Here is a 16,935-nt window from a genome sequence, read left to right as displayed (position 1 = left end):
ATTCCGATCACACTTGTTAATACCTATAATTAATTGCTAGCAAATAATTAACAAAACTGACGAGTACATTTTCTATGGCTGAAACAAAATCTAAACAGCCCCGTCTACTGGTGACATTAACGGCGGTGTTCGCAGCTTTCTGCGCGCTGTATCTGTTAATCGGTGGCGTCTGGCTGGTCGCAATTGGCGGCTCCTGGTACTACCCGATCGCGGGTCTGGTGATGGTTGGCGTCACCGTCCTGCTGTGGCGTAGAAAGCAATCAGCACTGTGGCTGTATGCCGCCCTGCTCCTTGCAACAATGATTTGGGGCGTCTGGGAAGTCGGTTTCGATTTCTGGGCACTGACGCCGCGCAGTGACATCCTGGTCTTCTTTGGCATCTGGCTGATCCTGCCATTCGTCTGGCGTCGTCTTTGGGTGCCGTCCAGCGGTGCCGTCGCGGCGCTGGTCGTGGCGCTGTTAATCAGCGGTGGCATCCTGACATGGGCGGGTTTTAACGATCCGCAGGAAGTCAAAGGCACCCTGAGCAGCGAATCGACGCCTGCCGCAGCGATTTCGCAGGTGGCTGATGGCGACTGGCCGGCCTACGGGCGTAACCAGGAAGGTCAGCGTTACTCTCCGTTAAAACAGATCAACGCCGATAACGTTAAAGATCTGAAAGAAGCCTGGGTCTTCCGTACTGGCGACCTGAAAATGCCTAACGATCCAGGCGAGTTGACCAACGAAGTGACGCCAATCAAAGTGGGCAACATGCTTTACCTGTGTACGGCGCACCAGCGTCTGTTCGCGCTCGACGCGGCCACCGGTAAAGAGAAATGGCACTTCGATCCACAGCTGAACTCCAACCCGTCGTTCCAGCACGTTACCTGCCGCGGTGTCTCTTACCACGAAGCGCGTGCCGATAATGCCAGCCCGGAAGTCATTGCCGACTGTCCGCGCCGTATTATGCTGCCGGTCAACGATGGTCGTCTGTTTGCCATCAACGCCGAAACGGGCAAGCTGTGCGAAACCTTCGCTAACAAGGGTATTCTGAATCTGCAGACCAACATGCCGGACACCACGCCGGGTCTGTATGAGCCGACTTCTCCGCCAATCATCACCGATAAAACCATCGTGATTGCCGGTTCGGTAACGGATAACTTCTCTACCCGCGAAACCTCGGGCGTTATCCGTGGTTTTGACGTGAATACCGGTAAACTGCTGTGGGCCTTCGACCCGGGCGCGAAAGATCCAAACGCGATCCCGTCAGACGAACACACCTTTACCTTTAACTCACCAAACTCCTGGGCCCCTGCCGCGTATGACGCGAAGCTGGACCTGGTCTACCTGCCGATGGGCGTGTCCACGCCGGATATCTGGGGCGGTAACCGTACGCCGGAGCAGGAGCGCTACGCGAGCGCCATCGTGGCGCTGAACGCGACCACCGGTAAGCTGGCATGGAGCTATCAGACCGTTCACCACGATCTGTGGGATATGGATATGCCGTCCCAGCCGACGCTGGCGGACATTACCGTTAACGGTAAAACCGTTCCGGTGATCTATGCTCCGGCGAAAACCGGCAACATCTTCGTGCTGGATCGCAGCAACGGTAAGCTGGTCGTCCCTGCTCCGGAAAAACCGGTTCCACAGGGCGCAGCCAAAGGCGACTACGTCAGCAAAACGCAGCCGTTCTCTGACCTGAGCTTCCGTCCGAAGAAAGACCTCAGCGGTGCAGACATGTGGGGTGCCACCATGTTTGACCAGCTGGTGTGCCGCGTGATGTTCCATCAGCTGCGCTATGAAGGTATCTTCACTCCACCGTCTGAACAGGGCACGCTGGTCTTCCCGGGTAACCTGGGGATGTTCGAATGGGGCGGGATCTCCGTTGACCCTAACCGTCAGGTGGCAATTGCTAACCCGATGGCGCTGCCGTTTGTCTCGAAACTGATTCCGCGCGGCCCGGGCAACCCAATGGAGCAGCCGAAAGATGCGAAAGGCAGCGGTACCGAAGCCGGTATTCAGCCGCAGTATGGCGTGCCGTATGGCGTGACGCTGAACCCGTTCCTCTCTCCGTTTGGCCTGCCGTGTAAACAGCCTGCCTGGGGTTACATCTCTGCGCTGGATCTGAAAACCAATCAGGTTGTCTGGAAAAAACGTATTGGTACGCCGCAGGACAGCATGCCGTTCCCGATGCCGGTTCCTGTGCCGTTCAATATGGGTATGCCAATGCTGGGTGGCCCAATCTCTACCGCCGGTAACGTGCTGTTCATTGCCGCAACCGCAGATAACTACCTGCGTGCGTACAACATGACCAACGGTGAGAAGCTGTGGCAAGGCCGTCTGCCAGCGGGTGGACAAGCCACGCCGATGACCTATGAAGTGAATGGCAAGCAGTATGTTGTCATCTCTGCAGGTGGTCACGGTTCGTTTGGTACGAAGATGGGCGACTACATTGTTGCTTATGCTCTGCCGGACGACACAAAGTAAAAGCAAAACGGCAACCTCGGTTGCCGTTTTTAGTGTTTGTCCCCTCTCCCCGTGGGAGAGGGCCAGGGTGAGGGCATCAGGCCGCACCGGGTAAACGCAAAACGGCAACTTCGGTTGCCGTTTTAGTGTTTGTCCCCTCTCCCCATGGGAGAGGGCCAGGGTGAGGGCTTTAGTCAGCTCAGAGCTAAACCGTGAACCCCAGCATCATTCCGGTATCTTCATGTTCCAGCAGATGACAGTGCGCCATATAAGCAAACTCCTTCGGTGCATCGTGATCAAACTTCACCAGCACCTCGCTCACGCCCCCTTCTACCTTCACGGTATCTTTCCAGCCTGAACGATGCGCGGCAGGCGCGTTGCCGTTTTCCGAGAGAATGCGGAACTGGGTACCGTGGATGTGGAACGGGTGCAGCATCATGTCCCCCTCGCCGGAGATGAACCAGCGTTCATACAGCCCTTTGGTCGCCGCGAACATCGGGGTGTTCATATCGAAAGCTTTGCCGTTGATCATATTGGCATTGTGCAAATCGAATCCATGCCCGCCGTGGTTCATGCCGCCCATCTTGCCGTGATCCATATTCATATGGCCTTCCATCTGCCCGTGCTGCATACCGGACATTGCCTGATGGCCATAGCGCTTCATCAGGGCCTGCATGCCCATCATATCGAGCATCGGGTCCATCGAAAGCTGCAGCTTACGCTCTGTAAGCCCCTCCAGCGCGGGTAACGCCGGCAGGCTGGCCAGTTTATCGGGTAGCGTGCCGGAGGCAGCCACTAGGAGCGGCTGGACGCGCAATACCGGATGCGGCTTATCAAATGGCGCAACGGCCATCCCCATCTGGCTGACCGGCAGGGTCACCAGGTCAAATGCCTTACCGTCGCTGATATCCACCAACACCTCAAAGCGCTCGCCCATCAGCATCGGCAGCTCGCTTACCTTAACCGGCTCCGGCAGCAGACCGCCGTCGCTCGCCACCACATACAGCGGGCGCTTGTCGCTGGTAGCAAAGTTGAGGGAGCGGGCGTTACACCCGTTGAGCAGGCGCAGACGCAGCCAGCCTTTGGGTGCGCTGTGCTGAGGATAAATCGCACCGTTGGTTAACAGCGTGTCGCCAAACCAGCCTACGGCTGCGCTCATCACGTCGAGCTGATAATCGATCTGCCCGTCGGCAGTAAACTTCTTGTCCTGCACAATCACTGGCACATCATCAATGCCCCACTGCTTCGGCAGACGCAGCAATCGGCTTTCATCGTCTTCAATCAGCACCAGCCCGGCTAATCCCATCGCCACCTGATGGCCGGTTTTGCCGTGCTGATGGGGATGAAACCAGCAGGTTGCCGCACGCTGTTGCGGCGTAAAAGAGACCGTGCGCTGACCGCCTGGTTTGATAATCCCCTGCGGCCCACCATCCACCTCGCCGGGCACTTCCAGTCCGTGCCAGTGAAGCGTGGTCTCCTGAGCGAGGGTATTGTGAATATTAACGGTAACAGCTTTACCCTGGCGCAGCTGGAGTGCCGGGCCGAGCAGATTACCGTTATAGCCCCATGTGGTGGCCTGATGTGGGCCAAAGGTGGTTTTCCCCTGCTGGACGACCAGACGGATTTGATTTCGTGCATCGGGAGCGATTAAGTCAGGGATAGGCAAAGCGGGCCTGTCGGCGGCAAATACCGCACGACTCCAGAGCGGAAGCGCGCTGGCGACACCCAGCGCAGCAGAATATTTTAAAAAATCACGGCGTTGCATGTTCATTTCCTTAATTCCAGCAGACGGGTATCAGAGCATAAACCCTCCCCTTAGCGGAAGGTCAATAAGTGCAGACAGAATAAAGATCGTCGCACCGGCGGGAAGTGTGCTAACGTTGAATTTCCGTGACGTATTGGTAGAAGCAATGAAGACGTTTTTCCGCACAATTCTGTTCAGCAGCCTTATGATTAGTTGCGCAAATAGCTATGCGCTGAGTGAAAATGAAGCCGAAGATATGGCGGATCTGACGGCAGTGTTTGTGTTTCTGAAAAACGATTGCGGCTACCAGAATTTACCCAACGGACAGATTCGTCGTGCTTTAGTCTTTTTTGCCCAGCAAAACCAGTGGGATCTCAGCAACTACGATAGCTTTGACATGAAGGCGCTCGGTGAAGACAGCTACCGCGATCTCAGCGGCATCGGCATTCCTACCGCGAAAAAATGCAAAGCGCTGGCCCGCGACTCGTTGAGTCTTCTTGCCTACGTAAAGTAACCTTTCTGACGCCTCCTTGTTGAAATTATGGCCGTGCAACCCCCGGGGTTGTTAGCTATGATGTTGCGCCTGGTTTTCTCGGGTGTTAACAAAGGAGGTATCACCAATGACCAAAAATGCGCTGTGGCATGAAACGCTGCACGATCACTTTGGGCAGTACTTTGCCGTTGATAACGTGCTGTATCATGAAAAGACCGATCATCAGGATCTGATTATCTTCGAGAACACGGCTTTTGGCCGCGTGATGGCGCTGGATGGCGTTGTACAAACCACCGAACGTGATGAATTCATCTATCACGAAATGATGACCCACGTCCCGCTGTTGGCTCACGGCCACGCCAAACATGTGCTGATCATCGGCGGCGGCGACGGTGCGATGCTGCGAGAGGTCTCGCGTCATAAGTCGATTGAAAGCATCACCATGGTGGAAATTGATGCCGGCGTGGTCTCCTTCTGTCGCCAGTATTTACCCAACCACAACGCGGGCAGTTACGACGATCCGCGCTTTAGCCTGGTCATCGATGATGGGGTTAACTTTGTTAATCAGACCACGCAAACCTTTGACGTGATCATCTCCGACTGTACCGACCCTATCGGCCCCGGTGAGAGCCTGTTTACCTCAGCATTTTATGAGGGCTGCAAGCGTTGCCTGAAACCTGGCGGCATCTTTGTTGCCCAGAATGGCGTCTGCTTCCTGCAGCAGGACGAAGCCCTCGATAGCCACCGCAAATTGAGCAATTACTTTGCCGATGTGAGCTTCTACCAGGCGGCGATTCCGACCTACTACGGCGGCGTGATGACGTTTGCCTGGGCCACGGATAACGAAGCCCTGCGCCACCTCTCCACTGAAATTATCCAGGCGCGCTTCCATCAGGCGAATCTGACCTGCCGCTACTATAATCCCGCGGTTCATACCGCAGCATTCGCACTACCACAATATCTGAAAGACGCACTGACATCTAAGGGGGTGAGCTAAATTGAAAAAGCTTAAACTGCATGGCTTTAACAACCTGACCAAAAGCCTGAGTTTTTGTATCTACGATATCTGCTATGCAAAGACAGCGGAAGAGCGCGATGGTTATATCGCCTATATCGATGAACTCTACAACGCCAACCGCCTGACTGAAATCTTGTCAGAAACCTGCTCAATTATCGGCGCCAATATCCTGAACGTTGCACGCCAGGATTATGAACCGCAAGGCGCTAGCGTGACCATTCTGGTCAGCGAAGAGCCGATCGATCCCAAGCTCATTGACCAGACTGAACACCCAGGTCCGCTACCTGAAACGGTGGTGGCTCACCTCGATAAAAGCCATATCTGCGTACATACCTATCCGGAAAGCCACCCTGAAGGCGGCCTTTGCACGTTCCGCGCAGATATTGAAGTCTCGACCTGCGGGGTGATTTCACCATTAAAAGCGCTGAATTACCTGATTCATCAACTTGAATCCGATATTGTGACCGTCGACTATCGCGTACGTGGTTTTACGCGTGATATCAATGGGATGAAGCACTTCATCGATCATGAAATAAACTCGATTCAGAACTTCATGTCCGAAGATATGAAAGCGCTGTACGACATGGTGGACGTGAACGTTTACCAGGAAAATATCTTCCATACCAAAATGTTGCTAAAGGATTTCGACCTTAAGCACTACATGTTCCATACCAAACCGGAAGATTTAAGCGAAGAAGAGCGTAAGGTCATTACCGACCTGCTCTGGAAAGAGATGCGCGAGATTTATTACGGCCGCAATATTCCGGCCGTATAAAAGGTACCGGGAGCAGGGATGCTCCGGTCCATTATTTCTGTTTCATAAAGTCGCGGTAAGCGGCCACCACCTGCAGGAAATCCTCTACGCCGCACAGCGACAGGCTCTCTTCGTCGTAGTAGTTCATCCCCTCTTCCATTTCGTCGCCGGAAAACTCCAGTTGATTAGCGCGAACCATCACCTCTTCGCCGTCCATCCACAGAGTATATTCATGCCCTGCGCGTTGCCATGAGCGCTCGCTGCCTTTAACGGTGCGTGCCGCCTGTTCCACTTCATCCAGCAGGGCAAGGTTCTCTTTCACTTCTTCATTGAACCAGTGCCCGACCACTTCGTGGCCCATCGACATGCGCACTTTCACCACACCGGTGATATCGCGCAGAAATTCGTAATCCATGGTGTTTTCCTCTGCAAAGCCATTAGGGTAATTATCGCAGCAGAGAGGAAGAAAAAAAGCGTGGAGGCGGGAAGGAATGAAAATAAAAAGGTGAGAGCAAGAACCTGCGGCCTGATGCCCTCACCCCGTCCCTCTCCCACGGGAGAGGGTGCAAACACTAAAAACCGTCTCGTGGAGACGGTTTTGCTGTTTATACTGCCGTCTGGAAGATAACCCCGTCCGCTTTCTCGGTGTACTGAGAGAGCTGATCGAAGTTCAGATAGCGATAGGTATCAACAGCTGTCTTATCAACCTGAGCCACAAAGGTCTGGTACTCTTCCGGCGTTGGCAGCTTGCCAATCAGCGCCGCAACCGCCGCCAGCTCCGCGGAGGCCAAGAAGACGTTTGCACCGGTACCTAAACGGTTCGGGAAGTTACGGGTAGAGGTGGAGACCACCGTCGCACCGTCCGCCACGCGCGCCTGGTTACCCATGCACAGGGAGCAGCCAGGGATTTCGATACGCGCACCGCTCTTACCAAACACGCTGTAGTAGCCCTCTTCGGTCAGCTGAGCCGCGTCCATACGGGTTGGCGGTGCCACCCATAGGCGGGTTGGCAGCTGGCCTTTATGGGTATCCAGCAGCTTACCGGCAGCACGGAAGTGGCCGATGTTGGTCATACAGGAACCGATGAACACTTCGTCGATCTTCTCGCCCTGCACTGCAGAGAGTGGACGCGCATCGTCCGGATCGTTCGGTGCACAGAGGATCGGCTCTTTGATATCAGCCAGATCGATGTCGATCACGGCCGCGTATTCTGCATCAGCATCAGCTTCCAGCAGCTGCGGATCTGCCAGCCATTTTTCCATGCCCTGAATACGACGCTCCAGGGTACGACGATCGCCATAGCCTTCGGCAATCATCCACTTCAGCAGGACGATGTTGGAGGTCAGATACTCTTCAATCGGCGCCTGGTTCAGCTTGATGGTACAGCCTGCAGCAGAACGCTCAGCGGAGGCATCGGTCAGTTCGAACGCCTGCTCCACTTTCAGATCCGGCAGACCTTCGATCTCCAGGATACGGCCAGAGAAGATGTTTTTCTTGCCCTTCTTCTCAACGGTCAGCAGGCCCTGTTTGATAGCGTACAGCGGGATGGCGTGAACCAGGTCGCGCAGAGTGATACCCGGCTGCATTTTGCCTTTGAAGCGCACCAGCACGGACTCCGGCATATCCAGTGGCATAACGCCGGTCGCAGCGGCGAAGGCCACCAGACCGGAGCCCGCCGGGAAGGAGATCCCGATTGGGAAACGGGTGTGGGAGTCACCGCCGGTACCCACAGTATCTGGCAACAGCATGCGGTTCAGCCAGGAGTGGATAACGCCATCGCCCGGACGCAGAGAGACGCCGCCACGGTTCATGATGAAGTCTGGCAGCGTGTGGTGCGTGGTCACATCAACCGGCTTCGGATAGGCCGCCGTGTGGCAGAAGGACTGCATCACCAGATCGGAAGAGAAGCCCAGGCACGCCAGGTCTTTCAGTTCGTCACGGGTCATTGGGCCGGTGGTATCCTGAGAACCGACAGAGGTCATCTTCGGTTCGCAGTACGCGCCCGGACGGACGCCCGCGACGCCGCACGCGCGGCCAACCATTTTCTGCGCCAGAGAGAAACCACGGCTGCTTTCAGCCACGTCTTTCGCCTGACGGAACACATCGCTGTGCGGCAGACCGAGCGCTTCACGCGCTTTGGTGGTCAGGCCACGGCCAATGATCAGCGGAATACGGCCACCGGCGCGGACTTCGTCAATCAGCACGTCGGTTTTCAGCGCGAAGCTGGCCAGCAGTTCGTTGGTTTCGTGGTTACGCACTTCGCCTTTGAACGGGTAAACGTCAATCACGTCGCCCATGTTCAGGTTAGAGACATCCACTTCGATCGGCAGCGCACCCGCATCTTCCATGGTGTTAAAGAAGATAGGGGCAATTTTGCCGCCGAGGCACAGACCGCCGCCGCGTTTGTTCGGCACGTGCGGGATATCATCGCCCATGAACCACAGCACGGAGTTGGTTGCCGATTTACGGGAAGAACCGGTACCCACAACGTCACCAACGTAGGCCAGCGGGAAACCTTTCTGTTGCAGGGCTTCGATCTGCTTGATCGGGCCAACGCTGCCAGGTTGATCTGGCTCGATACCTTCACGGGCGTTTTTCAGCATCGCCAGGGCGTGCAGAGGGATATCCGGGCGAGACCACGCATCCGGTGCCGGAGAGAGGTCATCGGTGTTGGTTTCACCGGTCACTTTGAAGACGGTAACGGTGATTTTTTCAGCCAGCGCAGGACGGTTCAGGAACCATTCAGCATCGGCCCAGGACTGCATCACCTGCTTCGCGTAGACGTTGCCCGCTTTCGCTTTCTCTTCCACATCGTAGAAGTTATCGAACATCAGCAGCGTTGAAGAGAGCGCTTTCGCGGCAATCGGTGCCAGCTTGTCGTTATCCAGCGCATCAATCAGCGGATGAATGTTATAGCCGCCCTGCATGGTGCCGAGCAGTTCAATCGCTTTTTCAGGAGTAACCAGGGGGGAGGTCGCATCGCCTTTAGCAATGGCGGCAAGGAATCCGGCTTTGACATAGGCAGCTTCATCTACGCCAGGCGGTACACGGTTGATCAACAGATCTAACAGGAATTCTTCTTCGCCCTTAGGCGGATTCTTCAGCAGCTCGACGAGCGCGGCCATTTGGGTTGCATCTAAAGGTTTGGGTACAATTCCCTCGGCGGCACGTTCTGCTACGTGCTTACGGTATTCTTCTAGCACGACGGTTCTCCTCGCTCTCATTGTCATATGCGGCCGGCGTTCTCTTCACGCTCCTGTGAGACAGCAGTTTGTAGGGTAAATGCCCGATACCGCGTCGGGCAGCATAGCAGGATTTCTGCACAGTGTTAATCTGTTTACAAAAAAGCAACATTAAATACTTTGCTGAATCGTTAAGAATGGTATAGCAGGGAAAGAGAGCGTGTTCAGGGCACAAAAAAACCGCCTAAAAGCGGTTAATTTGTTGCCTTAGGGTGGTAGCACACCGGGCTGGCAGATTTGCGGCAAAACCCGAATTGCCGGGCTCTGCATGTCCCGGTGGCTGCTGGCCGCTCGCCAAAGCGGTCATCTGATTTACCCAATGCCTTTTCAGCCATCCGATATAATTGCGTAATAAATACTCACACTCTTTGTCCGGATGTACCGGGCCATTACCAATAAAAGTCAAAAAGTAAAAAGGCGGGTGAATAATACTCGCGCCAACCGTAACGCCGCGCGACACAGCGCTGGTTTCGTTGGAGTCATATTATGAAGATGCCCTTTAAGCCCCCTCTGCTTGTCCTTCTGTGCAGTGCCGGGCTGTTCGCCGCCACGGGCGTGATGTTCGTCAAAAGCCGCGCAACCGAAACGCCCGCGCCAGTTTCTCAGCAACAGCCTGCCCCACCGGCCGCGCCGCCTGCACCGGTTATCGCCCCGACCTACACGGCGGCACAGCTGGACCAGTGGACGGCGCCGATTGCGCTCTACCCGGACGCGCTCCTGTCACAGCTCCTGATGGCCTCAACCTATCCGTCAAACGTGATACAGGCCGCGCAGTGGTCGCAGGACAATCCAAAACTGCAGGGCGATGCGGCGATTCAGGCGGTTTCCAGCCAGCCGTGGGATGCCATCGTGAAGTCGCTGGTCGCTTTCCCGCAGTTGATGTCGCTGCTGGGCGGTAACCCTGAATGGGTGCAGAACCTCGGCAACGCGTTTCTTGCCCAGCCAAAAGACGTGATGGGCTCCGTGCAGCGGCTGCGCGCGCTGGCGCAGCAGACCGGCGCGCTTAAATCGTCGCCACAGCAGACGGTGAGCGTGGAGAAAAAATCGGCGCCAGTCCAAAGCACAACAGCCGCTGCGATAGCACCTGCCAGCCCGACGATTATAAAAATCGAACCTGCCGATCCTCAGGTTGTTTACGTACCGACCTATAATCCGTCCACTGTCTACGGAGCATGGCCAAACGCCAGCTACCCTCCGGTGTACCTGCCGCCCTCTCCCGGCGAGCAGTTCAGCAATAGCTTTGTGAACGGGCTGGGCTTCAGCCTCGGGATTGCCACCACGTACGCGCTGTTTAGCAATATCGACTGGGACGACGACGATCATCACCATGATGATGACCACCACCATGATGACTATCACCACGATGGTTACACCCATAACGGCGATAACATCAATATCAATGTGAATAATTTCAATAAGATTACGGGCGAGCACCGCACGGACAACAATATGCTCTGGCAGCACAACCCTGGCTACCGTAACGGCGTACCTTACCCCAACGGTAAGATCGCCAGCCAGTTTCATCCAACGAGCACGCCCACGGGGCTGAGCGCCACGCCGCATCAGGCTGCCAGTCGCGACACCCAGCGGCAGGCGGCGATGGCGCAGGTGCAAAAGTCGACGAGGAAATCGCTTTCACAGCTCCAGGCTACCCGACCTTTGCAGCATCAGCCGTCCAGTCAGCAGCTTAAGCAGATTTCGCAGCGAAATAGCTTCCGCGGCTACGACGCTGCGAAACCGCACGCGCTCTCCGGCGAAACGCACGGACAGCATGCCCTTCAGCCCTCCTCGCTGCAGCACCAGACGTTCAGGGCCAATGCCCTCAGCGGGAACGAAAGCCGCGCGGCAAGCTGGCGTGCCCAGCAGCAGCGCGGCCTGCAAAGCCGGCAGCTCGCTACGCATATATCGCAGCATCCGTTACCGGCCGCGCGACCTTTACCTCATGATATTCGCCATCGTTAAGAGAGCTAACATGAAGATGACTTTACTCAGCGGTGTGGCGCTGTTCATGGCATCCACCGTCGCCGTGGCGCAACAGCAGTTCAGCACGCCTGAACAAGCTACCGATGCCTTAACGCAGGCCATCAGCGAGCAGAATGAAGGTGCGATGGGAAATCTGCTTGGTGAAAACTGGCGCAACGTTCTGCCGCCGGAGGGCGTTGACCCCGAAGCCGTCGCTCGCTTCCTGCGCGACTGGAAGGTGAAACACACCACGATTGTTAGCGGCGATACGGCGCACCTGATTGTGGGAGAGAACGCCTGGCAGCTGCCGATCCCCGTCGTGAAAACGTCAAACGGCTGGCAGTTTGATATTCAGCAGGCCGCGGACGAAATTTTGACGCGCGAAATCGGGCGCAACGAGCTTGCCGCCATCGAAGAGCTGCATGCCTACGTGGACGCCCAGCAAAGCTATTTCGCCCTCAACCAGACCTACGCGGCGAAAATCGTCAGCTCTAAGGGGAAAAAAGATGGCCTTTACTGGCCCGTATTGCCCGGCGAAGCGCCCAGCCCGCTGGGGCCTGCGTTTAGCCCGGCAGAACCCGGCGCAGGCTATCACGGTTATCGATTCAAGATCCTGCCCGATAAGCAAGGCTTTGCAATGGTCGCCTGGCCGGTCAGCTACGGACAGACGGGGGTGATGAGCTTTGTGGTTAATCAGAGCGACAGGGTATACGAGACGAATTTGGGCAGCGATACCGCGCTAAAAGCACAGGCATTAACCGCATTCAGCCCTGATAGTGCCTGGCTGCCCGTCGCGCCGTAAAGCATTAACGTGAAGGCCGGATAAGGCTTCCCTCTATCCGGCCATCTTATTACAGAATATTGGCAACCGATTTTGCCAGCTGCGCTTCAAGCACCGGCTTCGCCTCTTCAAACTTCAGGTTCACCTTGTTGGCATTCGACACCACGCGGGTCTGGTACTTCGCGCGATCGCCCTGCTCGCTGCTGGTCTGCAGCTTCACGCCGGACGTCCCCTGACGCAGCGCCGCGATGTTGTCAGTGGTCACTTTCGCCTTGCTGCGCTCGGAAATCTGCAGATCGGTGACCATGGTGTAGTTCACATCTTCTACCATCGCATCCGCCGCCATGCCGATCAGGCCTGCCGCCAGGCCCACGCCCAGCGCGGCACCGGAGGAGTTGCTGTTATACGCAGTGATACCGGCACCCAGCGCGGCACCTACGGCGGCACCTTCATAGCCAGTTTTCAGGAAGCCCTGCGCTTCGCGAAGGTCCATTTTGTCCGCTTTCAGCACGTTCGCCTGCACCCAGTAGTAGGCGCTGTCGGGAGAACTGGTCACCTTATAGCCCTTCGCCGTCAGCTCGTTCGCCAGCTGAGCCTGCAGGTTGCTCATGTCTTTATCAGATGTATTTTTCACCTGAATGTAGACCGTTTTTTCGCTGGAAGGCTCCAGCCAGACGGTTTCGCTCATCTGGGTTTTAACTTCCAGATTACGTTTCTTCACCGCGGTGGTCATTGCCCCGCATCCGGCCAGCGTCATCGTCGCTGCCAGTAAGCCAACTACCGCTACTTTCTTAAAAGACATATGTTTTCCTTTACCTGGTAATAATAATCCGGCGCATCATAACGATGAGCCGATCAACCAACAATGTAAGAAAATGTTATCGGCAGCGGTGAGGGGATTTTTAGGAAAATATCAAGGATATAGCAACCAAATCAGGTAGTTTACACGAAAAAAAACGCCTCCGAAGAGGCGTTTAACATCAGGCTGAAGAAACTTACTTCTTCTTCGCTTTAGCGTTTGGCAGGTCGGTGATGCTACCTTCAAACACTTCTGCCGCCAGGCCCACGGACTCGTGCAGAGTTGGGTGAGCGTGGATGGTCAGCGCGATGTCTTCAGCGTCACAGCCCATTTCGATCGCCAGGCCGATTTCGCCCAGCAGCTCGCCGCCGTTGGTGCCGACAATCGCACCACCGATCACACGGTGAGATTCTTTGTCGAAGATCAGCTTGGTCATACCGTCTGCGCAGTCGGAAGCGATAGCACGGCCAGAAGCAGCCCACGGGAAGGTGGCGGTTTCGTAGCTGATGCCTTTCTCTTTCGCTTCTTTCTCAGTCAGACCAACCCAGGCAACTTCTGGCTCAGTGTAGGCGATAGATGGGATCACTTTTGGATCGAAGTAGTGCTTCATGCCAGCGATAACTTCCGCGGCAACGTGACCTTCGTGAACACCTTTGTGCGCCAGCATTGGCTGACCGACGATGTCGCCGATAGCAAAGATGTGCGGCACGTTGGTACGCAGCTGCTTGTCAACGCGGATGAAGCCACGGTCGTCCACTTCCACGCCAGCTTTGCCCGCGTCAAGGTTTTTACCGTTCGGCACACGGCCGATTGCCACCAGCACGGCGTCGTAACGCTGTGGTTCAGCAGGGGCTTTTTTGCCTTCCATGGAAACGTAAATACCGTCTTCTTTCGCTTCAACGGCAGTCACTTTGGTTTCCAGCATCAGGTTGAACTTCTTGCTGATGCGCTTGGTGAAGACTTTAACGATGTCTTTGTCTGCAGCCGGGATAACCTGGTCGAACATTTCAACCACGTCAATCTCTGAACCCAGCGCGTGGTACACAGTACCCATTTCCAGACCGATGATACCGCCACCCATAACCAGCAGGCGCTTAGGTACTTCTTTCAGCTCCAGCGCATCGGTAGAGTCCCACACGCGTGGATCTTCATGTGGAATGAACGGCAGTTCAATTGGACGAGAACCCGCGGCGATGATCGCGTTGTCGAAGTTGATCACGGTTTTACCGTTCTCGCCTTCCACTTCCAGGGTGTTCGCGCCGGTGAATTTACCCAGACCGTTTACCACTTTCACTTTACGGCCTTTGGCCATACCCGCCAGACCGCCGGTCAGCTGAGTGATAACTTTCTCTTTCCAGGTACGAATTTTGTCGATGTCAGTTTTCGGCTCACCGAAGACGATACCGTGTTCAGCCAGTGCTTTGGCTTCTTCGATAACTTTCGCTACGTGCAGCAGCGCTTTAGAAGGGATACAGCCGACGTTCAGACAAACACCGCCAAGGGTGTTGTAACGTTCTACGATGACGGTTTCCAGACCTAAATCCGCCGCGCGGAATGCTGCGGAATAACCTGCCGGGCCTGCCCCAAGTACTACGACCTGAGTTTTGATTTCTGTGCTCATCATGACCTCTTAATTTATACCCGTCGTCCACCGGGTCGTTCTATCCGCCCGTATTTTACAAAATTGTTAACAATTTTGAAACAACAAACGGCTCATGAATTCTCGCTTTCGCAGTAACCTTGCTGACGCGCCGAGGTTACCAGAAAAAAGCCGGCCGACTGGCCGGCTTTTCGATTACATCACCAGGCGGCGAATGTCGCTCAGGGTGTTGTTGATGATGGTGATGAAACGCGCACCATCAGCACCGTCGATCACGCGGTGGTCGAAGGAGAGAGAGATTGGCATCATCAGACGCGGCACAAACTCTTTACCATTCCACACCGGCTCCATCGCGGACTTGGACACACCGAGGATCGCCACTTCCGGCGCGTTCACAATCGGCGCGAAGTGGGTAGTACCCAGGCCGCCGATGCTGGAGATAGTGAAGCAGCCGCCCTGCATTTCGCCGGCAGTCAGCTTACCATCACGCGCTTTTTTGGAGATGGTGGTCAGTTCACGGGACAGCTCGGTAATGCTCTTCTTGTTCACGTCTTTGAAGACCGGAACAACCAGACCATTTGGCGTATCAACCGCAACACCGATGTTGATGTATTTCTTCAGCGTCAGCTTCTGGCCATCTTCAGACAGGGAGCTGTTGAAGCGAGGCATCTGTTCCAGCGCCGCAGCAACCGCTTTCATGATGAAGACCACTGGGGTGAATTTCACATCCAGTTTACGCTTCTCAGCTTCGGCGTTCTGCTGTTTACGGAACGCTTCCAGATCGGTGATATCGGTCTTGTCGAAGTGAGTAACGTGCGGGATCATCACCCAGTTACGGCTCAGGTTAGCACCCGAGATTTTCTGGATACGGCCCAGTTCCACTTCTTCGATTTCGCCGAACTTGCTGAAGTCCACTTTTGGCCATGGCAGCATGCCCGGGATACCGCCGCCAGCGGCTGCAGCAGGTGCAGCTTCGGCGCGTTTCACCGCGTCTTTCACGTAGCTCTGAACGTCTTCGCGCAGGATACGACCTTTACGACCGGTCCCTTTTACTTTCGCCAGGTTCACACCGAACTCGCGCGCCAGGCGACGAATCAGCGGTGTTGCGTGGACGTAAGCGTCGTTTTCAGCGAACTCAGATTTGCCTTCCGCTTTTGCAGCAGGGGCCGCAGCAGGTTTAGCAGCCTGAGCCGGTGCAGCAGCCGGAGCTGGAGCAGCAGCGGCAGCCGGAGCGGCCGCAGGTGCAGCGCCTTCTACTTCGAAGACCATGATCAGAGAACCGGTAGAGACTTTGTCGCCGGTGCTGATTTTGATCTCTTTAACAGTACCGGCGAACGGCGCAGGGACTTCCATAGAAGCCTTGTCGCCTTCAACGGTGATCAGTGACTGTTCAGCGGCAACTTTGTCGCCCACTTTTACCATCACTTCGGTCACTTCAACTTCGTCACCGCCGATGTCCGGTACGTTAACGTCTTTCGCACCGCCAGCCGCTGCTGGTGCAGCCGCCTGTGCCGGAGCCGCTTCGGCTTTCGCCGGAGCCGCGCCTTCAGCGCCAGCCACTTCAAAGACCATGATCAGGGAGCCGGTAGAGACTTTGTCACCGGTGTTGATCTTGATCTCTTTAACGGTACCCGCGAACGGCGCCGGGACTTCCATAGAGGCTTTGTCGCCTTCTACGGTGATCAGGGACTGTTCAGCTTCAACTTTGTCGCCCACTTTCACCAGGATTTCAGTGACTTCAACTTCGTCACCGCCGATGTCAGGCACATTAACGTCTTTCGCTGCCGCAGCAGCAGGTGCTGCAGCCGGAGCGGCTTCTTTCTTCTCTTCTGCCTTAGCAGGTGCAGCATCAGCTGCACCGTCGGCGGAATCGAAAATCATGATCAGTTTGCCGGTCTCGGTTTTATCGCCAACAGAGACTTTGATCTCTTTAACGATGCCAGCCTGAGGAGACGGGACTTCCATAGAGGCTTTGTCGCCCTCTACGGTGATCAGCGACTGTTCAGCTTCAACTTTGTCGCCTACTTTGACCAGGATCTCGGTGATTTCAACTTCATCAGCCCCGATGTCCGGTACATTGATTTCGATAGCCATTATT

General features: G+C 55.6%; 12 protein-coding genes. 6 read left to right on the top strand and 6 right to left on the bottom strand.

Annotated elements, in window-relative coordinates:
• Nucleotides 1–74: 74 nt before the first annotated feature.
• Nucleotides 75–2,465, top strand: a complete 2,391-nt coding sequence (locus B3B59_RS07390) for a glucose/quinate/shikimate family membrane-bound PQQ-dependent dehydrogenase (RefSeq protein WP_286808542.1) — start codon at nt 75–77, stop codon at nt 2,463–2,465.
• Between the two features lie 184 nt (nt 2,466–2,649).
• On the opposite strand, the gene cueO is transcribed toward B3B59_RS07390, so the two are convergent.
• The gene (gene cueO / locus B3B59_RS07385) at nt 2,650–4,209 is read right to left on the bottom strand and encodes a multicopper oxidase CueO (RefSeq protein ID WP_286808540.1); all 1,560 of its coding nucleotides are present in this window, start codon (nt 4,207–4,209) and stop codon (nt 2,650–2,652) included.
• A 145-nt stretch (nt 4,210–4,354) separates the two neighbouring features.
• Here cueO and B3B59_RS07380 point away from each other — a divergent pair, with 145 nt between their 5' ends.
• The 3 genes from B3B59_RS07380 (at nt 4,355) to speD (ending at nt 6,474) form a co-directional block, all read left to right on the top strand.
• Nucleotides 4,355–4,702: a YacC family pilotin-like protein gene (locus B3B59_RS07380; RefSeq protein ID WP_040078596.1), complete on the top strand. Its 348-nt coding sequence runs from the start codon at nt 4,355–4,357 to the stop codon at nt 4,700–4,702.
• Between the two features lie 106 nt (nt 4,703–4,808).
• Nucleotides 4,809–5,678 carry a polyamine aminopropyltransferase gene (gene speE, locus B3B59_RS07375; RefSeq protein WP_212477191.1) on the top strand — a complete coding sequence of 290 codons (870 nt, stop codon included), beginning with the start codon at nt 4,809–4,811 and terminating at the stop codon, nt 5,676–5,678.
• A gap of 1 nt (nt 5,679) precedes the next feature.
• The gene (gene speD, locus B3B59_RS07370) at nt 5,680–6,474 is read left to right on the top strand and encodes an adenosylmethionine decarboxylase (protein ID WP_040077131.1); all 795 of its coding nucleotides are present in this window, start codon (nt 5,680–5,682) and stop codon (nt 6,472–6,474) included.
• Nucleotides 6,475–6,505: 31 nt separating this feature from the next.
• On the opposite strand, the gene yacL is transcribed toward speD, so the two are convergent.
• Nucleotides 6,506–6,868, bottom strand: coding sequence for a protein YacL (yacL, locus tag B3B59_RS07365; protein ID WP_040077132.1), 363 nt, complete (start codon nt 6,866–6,868; stop codon nt 6,506–6,508).
• Between the two features lie 190 nt (nt 6,869–7,058).
• Nucleotides 7,059–9,656 carry a bifunctional aconitate hydratase 2/2-methylisocitrate dehydratase gene (acnB, locus tag B3B59_RS07360; protein ID WP_286783704.1) on the bottom strand — a complete coding sequence of 866 codons (2,598 nt, stop codon included), beginning with the start codon at nt 9,654–9,656 and terminating at the stop codon, nt 7,059–7,061.
• 525 nt (nt 9,657–10,181) lie between these two features.
• Between acnB and B3B59_RS07355 the strand changes: the two genes are divergently transcribed.
• Together B3B59_RS07355 and B3B59_RS07350 are read left to right on the top strand one after the other, a co-directional pair.
• The gene (locus B3B59_RS07355) at nt 10,182–11,657 is read left to right on the top strand and encodes a DUF3300 domain-containing protein (protein ID WP_286808538.1); all 1,476 of its coding nucleotides are present in this window, start codon (nt 10,182–10,184) and stop codon (nt 11,655–11,657) included.
• A 10-nt stretch (nt 11,658–11,667) separates the two neighbouring features.
• Nucleotides 11,668–12,459, top strand: coding sequence for a DUF2950 family protein (locus B3B59_RS07350; RefSeq protein ID WP_046884971.1), 792 nt, complete (start codon nt 11,668–11,670; stop codon nt 12,457–12,459).
• A 49-nt stretch (nt 12,460–12,508) separates the two neighbouring features.
• Here B3B59_RS07350 and traT read toward each other — a convergent pair whose 3' ends face one another.
• From traT to aceF, 3 genes are all read right to left on the bottom strand, one after another.
• The gene (gene traT, locus B3B59_RS07345) at nt 12,509–13,240 is read right to left on the bottom strand and encodes a conjugal transfer complement resistance protein TraT (protein ID WP_046884972.1); all 732 of its coding nucleotides are present in this window, start codon (nt 13,238–13,240) and stop codon (nt 12,509–12,511) included.
• A 193-nt stretch (nt 13,241–13,433) separates the two neighbouring features.
• Complete coding sequence (gene lpdA, locus B3B59_RS07340) at nt 13,434–14,858, bottom strand: dihydrolipoyl dehydrogenase (RefSeq protein WP_046884973.1); 1,425 nt, start codon at nt 14,856–14,858, stop codon at nt 13,434–13,436.
• A 174-nt stretch (nt 14,859–15,032) separates the two neighbouring features.
• Nucleotides 15,033–16,931, bottom strand: coding sequence for a pyruvate dehydrogenase complex dihydrolipoyllysine-residue acetyltransferase (gene aceF, locus B3B59_RS07335; RefSeq protein WP_046884974.1), 1,899 nt, complete (start codon nt 16,929–16,931; stop codon nt 15,033–15,035).
• Between the last annotated feature and the right edge of the window lie 4 nt (nt 16,932–16,935).

The organism is Leclercia sp. UBA2479, assembly GCF_002341985.1.
Lineage (GTDB): Bacteria > Pseudomonadota > Gammaproteobacteria > Enterobacterales > Enterobacteriaceae > Enterobacter > Enterobacter pneumoniae.
Note: the sequence above shows the minus strand (reverse complement) of the source record. Positions and strands in the feature narration are given on the sequence as shown.

Excerpts from the sequence above, each read along its gene's own strand:
- B3B59_RS07390 (WP_286808542.1), top strand. The coding sequence starts at position 75 with ATGGCTGAAACAAAATCTAAACAGCCCCGTCTACTGGTGACATTAACG.
- cueO (WP_286808540.1), bottom strand. The coding sequence starts at position 4,209 with ATGCAACGCCGTGATTTTTTAAAATATTCTGCTGCGCTGGGTGTCGCC.
- B3B59_RS07380 (WP_040078596.1), top strand. The coding sequence starts at position 4,355 with ATGAAGACGTTTTTCCGCACAATTCTGTTCAGCAGCCTTATGATTAGT.
- speE (WP_212477191.1), top strand. The coding sequence starts at position 4,809 with ATGACCAAAAATGCGCTGTGGCATGAAACGCTGCACGATCACTTTGGG.
- yacL (WP_040077132.1), bottom strand. The coding sequence starts at position 6,868 with ATGGATTACGAATTTCTGCGCGATATCACCGGTGTGGTGAAAGTGCGC.
- B3B59_RS07355 (WP_286808538.1), top strand. The coding sequence starts at position 10,182 with ATGAAGATGCCCTTTAAGCCCCCTCTGCTTGTCCTTCTGTGCAGTGCC.
- B3B59_RS07350 (WP_046884971.1), top strand. The coding sequence starts at position 11,668 with ATGAAGATGACTTTACTCAGCGGTGTGGCGCTGTTCATGGCATCCACC.
- traT (WP_046884972.1), bottom strand. The coding sequence starts at position 13,240 with ATGTCTTTTAAGAAAGTAGCGGTAGTTGGCTTACTGGCAGCGACGATG.
- lpdA (WP_046884973.1), bottom strand. The coding sequence starts at position 14,858 with ATGAGCACAGAAATCAAAACTCAGGTCGTAGTACTTGGGGCAGGCCCG.
- aceF (WP_046884974.1), bottom strand. The coding sequence starts at position 16,931 with ATGGCTATCGAAATCAATGTACCGGACATCGGGGCTGATGAAGTTGAA.